The sequence below is a fragment of the Flavobacterium sp. PL11 genome (genome assembly GCF_035985025.1).
Taxonomy (GTDB): domain Bacteria; phylum Bacteroidota; class Bacteroidia; order Flavobacteriales; family Flavobacteriaceae; genus Flavobacterium.
The window spans coordinates 1-5,484 of the sequence record NZ_JAXCIA010000060.1 but is presented as its reverse complement, the minus strand read 5'-3'; the positions used below and the strand labels follow the sequence as shown (position 1 = coordinate 5,484).

The 5,484-nt window shown below is 33.1% G+C and carries 2 protein-coding genes; one reads left to right on the top strand and one right to left on the bottom strand.

The window, feature by feature from the left end; all coding sequences use genetic code 11:
• Positions 1-507: 507 nt before the first annotated feature.
• Positions 508-3,960 carry a methylmalonyl-CoA mutase family protein gene (locus RCH18_RS15875; protein WP_326937756.1) on the top strand — a complete coding sequence of 1,151 codons (3,453 nt, stop codon included), beginning with the start codon at positions 508-510 and terminating at the stop codon, positions 3,958-3,960.
• Positions 3,961-4,275: 315 nt separating this feature from the next.
• Here the strand turns inward: RCH18_RS15875 and RCH18_RS15870 are convergent, their stop codons facing one another.
• Positions 4,276-4,821, bottom strand: coding sequence for a type 1 glutamine amidotransferase domain-containing protein (locus tag RCH18_RS15870; protein WP_326937755.1), 546 nt, complete (start codon positions 4,819-4,821; stop codon positions 4,276-4,278).
• Positions 4,822-5,484: the final 663 nt, after the last annotated feature.

Here is a 5,484-nt window from a genome sequence, read left to right as displayed (position 1 = left end):
TTATTTCCGATTTCAGCCTGGAAAATGGAAATGAAAACTTTAAAAAACTATCTTAAGTTTCTAAAAAAGTTGCATCGCGAATAGGTCGCAGCATAGTAAGACGGCAATAATTTTTTCATGTAACTTAATTTTATGATTTTACTACTAAAAATTATTTTGATACGTTTATGAAAAAGTGATCTAAAAAGATATTACAAGTTTGATAAAAAGACAGAATTTCCTAACAGCTTAAGTTTAAAACTTATAAATTAGTTATTACCTCAATAGATAGTTTTTATTATATTTTACACAAGATGATCTATGAAAAAATATATTAGTAAATAGCAGATAGCTCGTTAACTTTAGAGCGTAATTTATAAAAGTGTAAGCATATAATAATTGTAGTGACTTGGTGGAAACAGGATCAATTTTTAAAAATAAGATTTATTTACAAACACTCTCACACAACTTCAGATAATTTTTAAAATAAAATTGTAAATTGCACTCTTAAATTATCATATTCATAAAATGGAACAACAAATACCATATATCCCTACTAATAAAGTAAGAATTGTTACAGCCGCAGCTCTTTTTGATGGCCATGATGCAGCAATTAATATTATGCGTAGAATTATTCAATCTACAGGTGTAGAAGTAATTCATTTAGGACATGACCGCAGCGTTGAAGAAGTGGTAAATACTGCTATTCAAGAGGATGCTAATGCTATAGCGATTACCTCGTATCAAGGTGGACACAATGAATACTTTAAATATATGTATGATTTGCTTCAAGAAAAAGGAGCAGGACAAATAAAAATTTTTGGAGGTGGTGGTGGAGTAATTCTACCATCTGAAATTGCCGATTTACAAGCCTATGGAATCGCCAGAATATATGCTCCTGATGATGGTCGTGCAATGGGATTACAAGGAATGATCAATGATTTAGTAAAACAATCTGATTTTCCTACTGGAGACAAATTAACAAATGAGTTGGATGAACTCAAATTAAAAAATCCAACTGCTATTGCTAGAATTATCTCTGCTGCAGAGAATTTTCCTGATGTAGCTAAACCTTTTTTGGAAGTAATCCTAAAAATGAATGAAAACTGTAAAACTCCAGTTCTAGGAATTACAGGTACGGGTGGTTCAGGAAAATCTTCTTTAGTAGATGAATTAGTACGTCGCTTTTTAATTGATTTTCCAGAAAAAACAATTGGATTAATTTCTGTAGATCCTTCCAAGCGTAAAACTGGTGGAGCGCTTTTAGGAGATAGAATCCGAATGAACGCTATAAACAATCCAAGAGTTTACATGCGATCCTTAGCAACTCGTCAATCTAATTTAGCATTATCAAAATATGTGGCTGATGCGATTCAAGTAATTAAAGCCGCTAAATACGATATTATTATTTTAGAAACTTCTGGAATTGGTCAATCTGATACTGAGATTATGGATCATTCTGATGTATCTTTATATGTAATGACACCTGAATTTGGAGCGGCAACACAATTGGAGAAAATTGATATGCTTGATTTTGCTGATTTAGTAGCTTTAAATAAATTTGATAAAAGAGGTGCTTTGGATGCAGTTCGAGATGTCAAAAAACAATACCAACGCAATCATAATTTATGGGATGTAAGTCCAGATGAAATGCCTGTTTTTGGCACTATCGCATCGCAGTTTAATGATCCTGGAATGAACACGCTTTATAAAGCGATTATGGATAAAGTGCATGAGAAAACTAACTCTGATTTGAAATCGACATTCCAAATCACTCGCGAAATGAGCGAGAAGATTTATGTTATTCCGCCACATAGAACGCGGTATTTATCTGAAATTGCCGAAAGTAATCGAAAGTATGATCTTACAGCAATAAGTCAGGAACAAGTTGCTCAAAAATTATATGGAATTTTTAAAACCTTGGAAACAGTTTCGGGTAAGCTTCCTTTAATTAATAAAGCAGGAATTAATGATGAATCGGTTTTGCCTTCTGCCTTAGATTTAGAAAAAGACGGAGCTACTGAAAATAAAATTTTCTTGAATTTACTTCTCAATCAATTTGAGAAAGTAAAAATGGATCTCGATGCGTATAATTGGGAGATTATATTGACTTGGGACGAAAAAGTAAATAAATATAAAAATCCAGTTTATACCTTTAAAGTGCGTGATCGCGAAATAAAAATGGCCACGCACACCGAGTCGCTTTCACACTCCCAAATTCCTAAAATCGCATTGCCAAAGTACCAAGCTTGGGGTGATATATTAAGATGGTGTTTACAGGAAAACGTGCCAGGTGAATTTCCTTTTACAGCAGGATTATATCCTTTTAAAAGAGAAGGTGAAGATCCATCAAGAATGTTTGCGGGAGAGGGAGGACCTGAAAGAACCAATAAACGTTTTCATTACGTAAGTGCTGGATTACCTGCAAAAAGATTGTCAACCGCTTTTGACAGTGTGACTTTATACGGGAATGACCCACATGTTCGTCCTGATATCTATGGAAAAATAGGTAACGCAGGAGTTTCTATTTGCTGTTTAGATGACGCTAAAAAGTTATATTCTGGTTTTGATTTAGTTCACGCAATGACTTCGGTTAGTATGACTATCAATGGTCCAGCGCCTATGTTACTCGGTTTTTTTATGAATGCCGCAATTGATCAACAATGCGAATATTATATCAAAGAAAATGATTTAGAGGCAGAAGTTGAGCAAAAAATAGCTAAACTATACAAGGAGCAAGGTGTAGATAGACCGCATTATCAAGGTGATTTACCAGCAGGAAATAACGGATTAGGATTAATGCTTTTGGGAGTAACTGGAGACCTTGTGCTACCTATGGACATTTATAATGAAATTAAAGCAAGAACACTTTCACAAGTTCGCGGAACCGTTCAAGCTGATATTTTAAAAGAAGATCAGGCGCAAAACACTTGTATCTTTTCAACTGAATTTGCATTGCGATTAATGGGCGACGTTCAGGAATATTTTATTACTAAAAAAGTTAGAAATTTTTATTCGGTATCAATCTCTGGCTATCATATTGCCGAGGCTGGAGCCAATCCCATCACTCAATTGGCTTTTACGCTTTCTAATGGTTTTACCTACGTAGAATACTATCTAAGTCGCGGAATGAGCATTAATGATTTCGGACCTAATTTATCATTTTTCTTTTCGAATGGTGTGGATCCAGAATACGCAGTTATAGGTCGTGTCGCACGTAAAATTTGGGCGAAAGCCATGAAAATTAAATACGGCGCTAATGAAAGAGCACAAATGTTGAAATATCATATACAAACATCAGGACGCTCCTTACACGCTCAGGAAATTGATTTCAATGATATCCGGACCACTTTGCAGGCATTATATGCGATTTATGATAACTGCAATTCACTTCATACTAATGCGTATGACGAAGCGATAACAACACCTACAGAAGAATCAGTACGCCGTGCCATGGCGATTCAGTTAATTATCAATAAAGAGTTAGGATTAGCCAAAAATGAAAATCCAATTCAGGGTGCCTTTATAATCGAAGAATTGACTGACTTAGTAGAAGCGGCGGTTTTATTAGAATTTGATAGAATTACAGAGCGTGGCGGTGTACTTGGTGCAATGGAAACCATGTACCAACGAAGCAAAATTCAAGAAGAAAGTTTGTATTATGAAACGTTGAAACACACAGGCGAATTCCCTATTATAGGTGTAAATACTTTCTTGAGTTCAAAAGGTTCACCAACGGTAATTCCAGCTGAAGTAATTCGAGCAACTGAGGAAGAGAAGCAATACCAAATCACGATGTTGCATAATTTACACCAATCCAATCAGGATAAAGTAAAAAAACAACTCAATGACATTCAAGATGCAGCTATTAAAAATGAGAATTTATTTGAACATTTAATGGAAGCGACTAAGGTATGTTCATTAGGGCAAATCACTTCAGCTTTATTTGAAGTTGGTGGTCAGTATAGAAGAAATATGTAAGCAGAGAACCGCTTTTTGCGTATCTAAAAAGCGTGTGAATCGCTTATCCCGACTTTTGTCGGGATCTTGGAGAACCGCTTTTTGCGTAGTGAAAAAGTGTGTGAATCGCTTATTGCGACTTTTGTCGGGATCTCAGAGAACTATTTTCTTTGTAGAAAAATGTGAGAATCGTGTATTGTACTTTTCGATGATATTTTACAGCGTTAATTTTAAATAAATGCAATGATGCAAAAAGATCTTCATGCATAAACGGGAATTTAAAGCACAAAAAAAAGGCAGAAATTAATAATTTCTGCCTTTTTTTTGTTTCTGTAACTATATTTTCGGTTGGTGTTTACCTTCTTTGATTTCCTCAACCATTTTTTTGTTAAAGGCCGGTAAGTCATCAGGATTTCTACTTGTAACTAAACCTTTATCAACAACCACTTCTTTATCATGCCACTCGGCACCCGCATTTACTAAATCGACTTTGATTGAAGGATAAGAAGTCATTTTTCGACCTTTAACTAAATCAGCACTAATTAAAATTTGTGGTCCATGGCAAATAGAAGCAACTGGCTTTCCAGCTTTAAAAAATTCTCTTATAAATGATAAAGCATCTTCGTTTGTTCTCAGTTTATCCGGATTCAAAACTCCACCAGGCAAAACTAAAGCATCGTAATCATTTGCATTTGCATTTTTCAATTCAACATCTACTTTATATTCTTTTCCCCAGTCAGTAGAAGCCCAAGATTTTATAGCGCCACTTTCGGGACTTACAATTTCTGCTTTCCAACCTTGTTGCTCTAAATATTCTTTTGGTGAACTTAATTCAACTTCTTCAAATCCGTTTGTAGCTAAAATAGCAATCCTCTTTTCCATAATGATCTGTTTTTTAATTTTTTAAAAATAACTATTTATAAAATTAGCATTCTTAAACTTTTAAATCTCATAATGGTATATTAAAAAATGCTTAATAATTGTTAATATAAAATTTTAACAATCATATTATTAGATCATTTTATAAAATTTTTTCTTTTTAATTTACGCAATTAAACATAAAGTGATTTGCGGTTTGCTGATCCAAAAAAATCTTATACATTGTATAAAAAAATACTATACTAGTTTGGTGTCTTGTAATGAGAAATTTATATTAACTGTTTTTTTATGTACAAAATTTTAAAGACACTCGATAGTTGACTTGCAATAAAGTGAAATTTCAACTTTATATAAAAACACGCTTAACTCTTTAGCAAAATGATTTAAGGGCTGAATAAACGAAATCAAAGTTGTTTTAGTCAGTTACATTGCACCATCAAATAATTACACAATAATTTAGCAGTCAATTTCAATATACTAGTTGGAAATTAATTACAGTTATTCTTCAGTCTATAAGTATAGATTTTACAAAAGAAGTAAATTAATTTTTAGTTTCTAAAAAAAAGTTATAGAGGTCAGTAGTTACGAACATATAATTTTAGATTGATATATTTTTTCTGACTTGACCATTCTGACTATCAAATTATTAAATATTGTTTCTTTGCT

What these genes read in the sequence shown, in the direction of transcription:
- RCH18_RS15875 (WP_326937756.1), top strand. Translation starts at nt 508, where the DNA reads ATGGAACAACAAATACCATATATCCCTACTAATAAAGTAAGAATTGTT.
- RCH18_RS15870 (WP_326937755.1), bottom strand. Translation starts at nt 4,821, where the DNA reads ATGGAAAAGAGGATTGCTATTTTAGCTACAAACGGATTTGAAGAAGTT.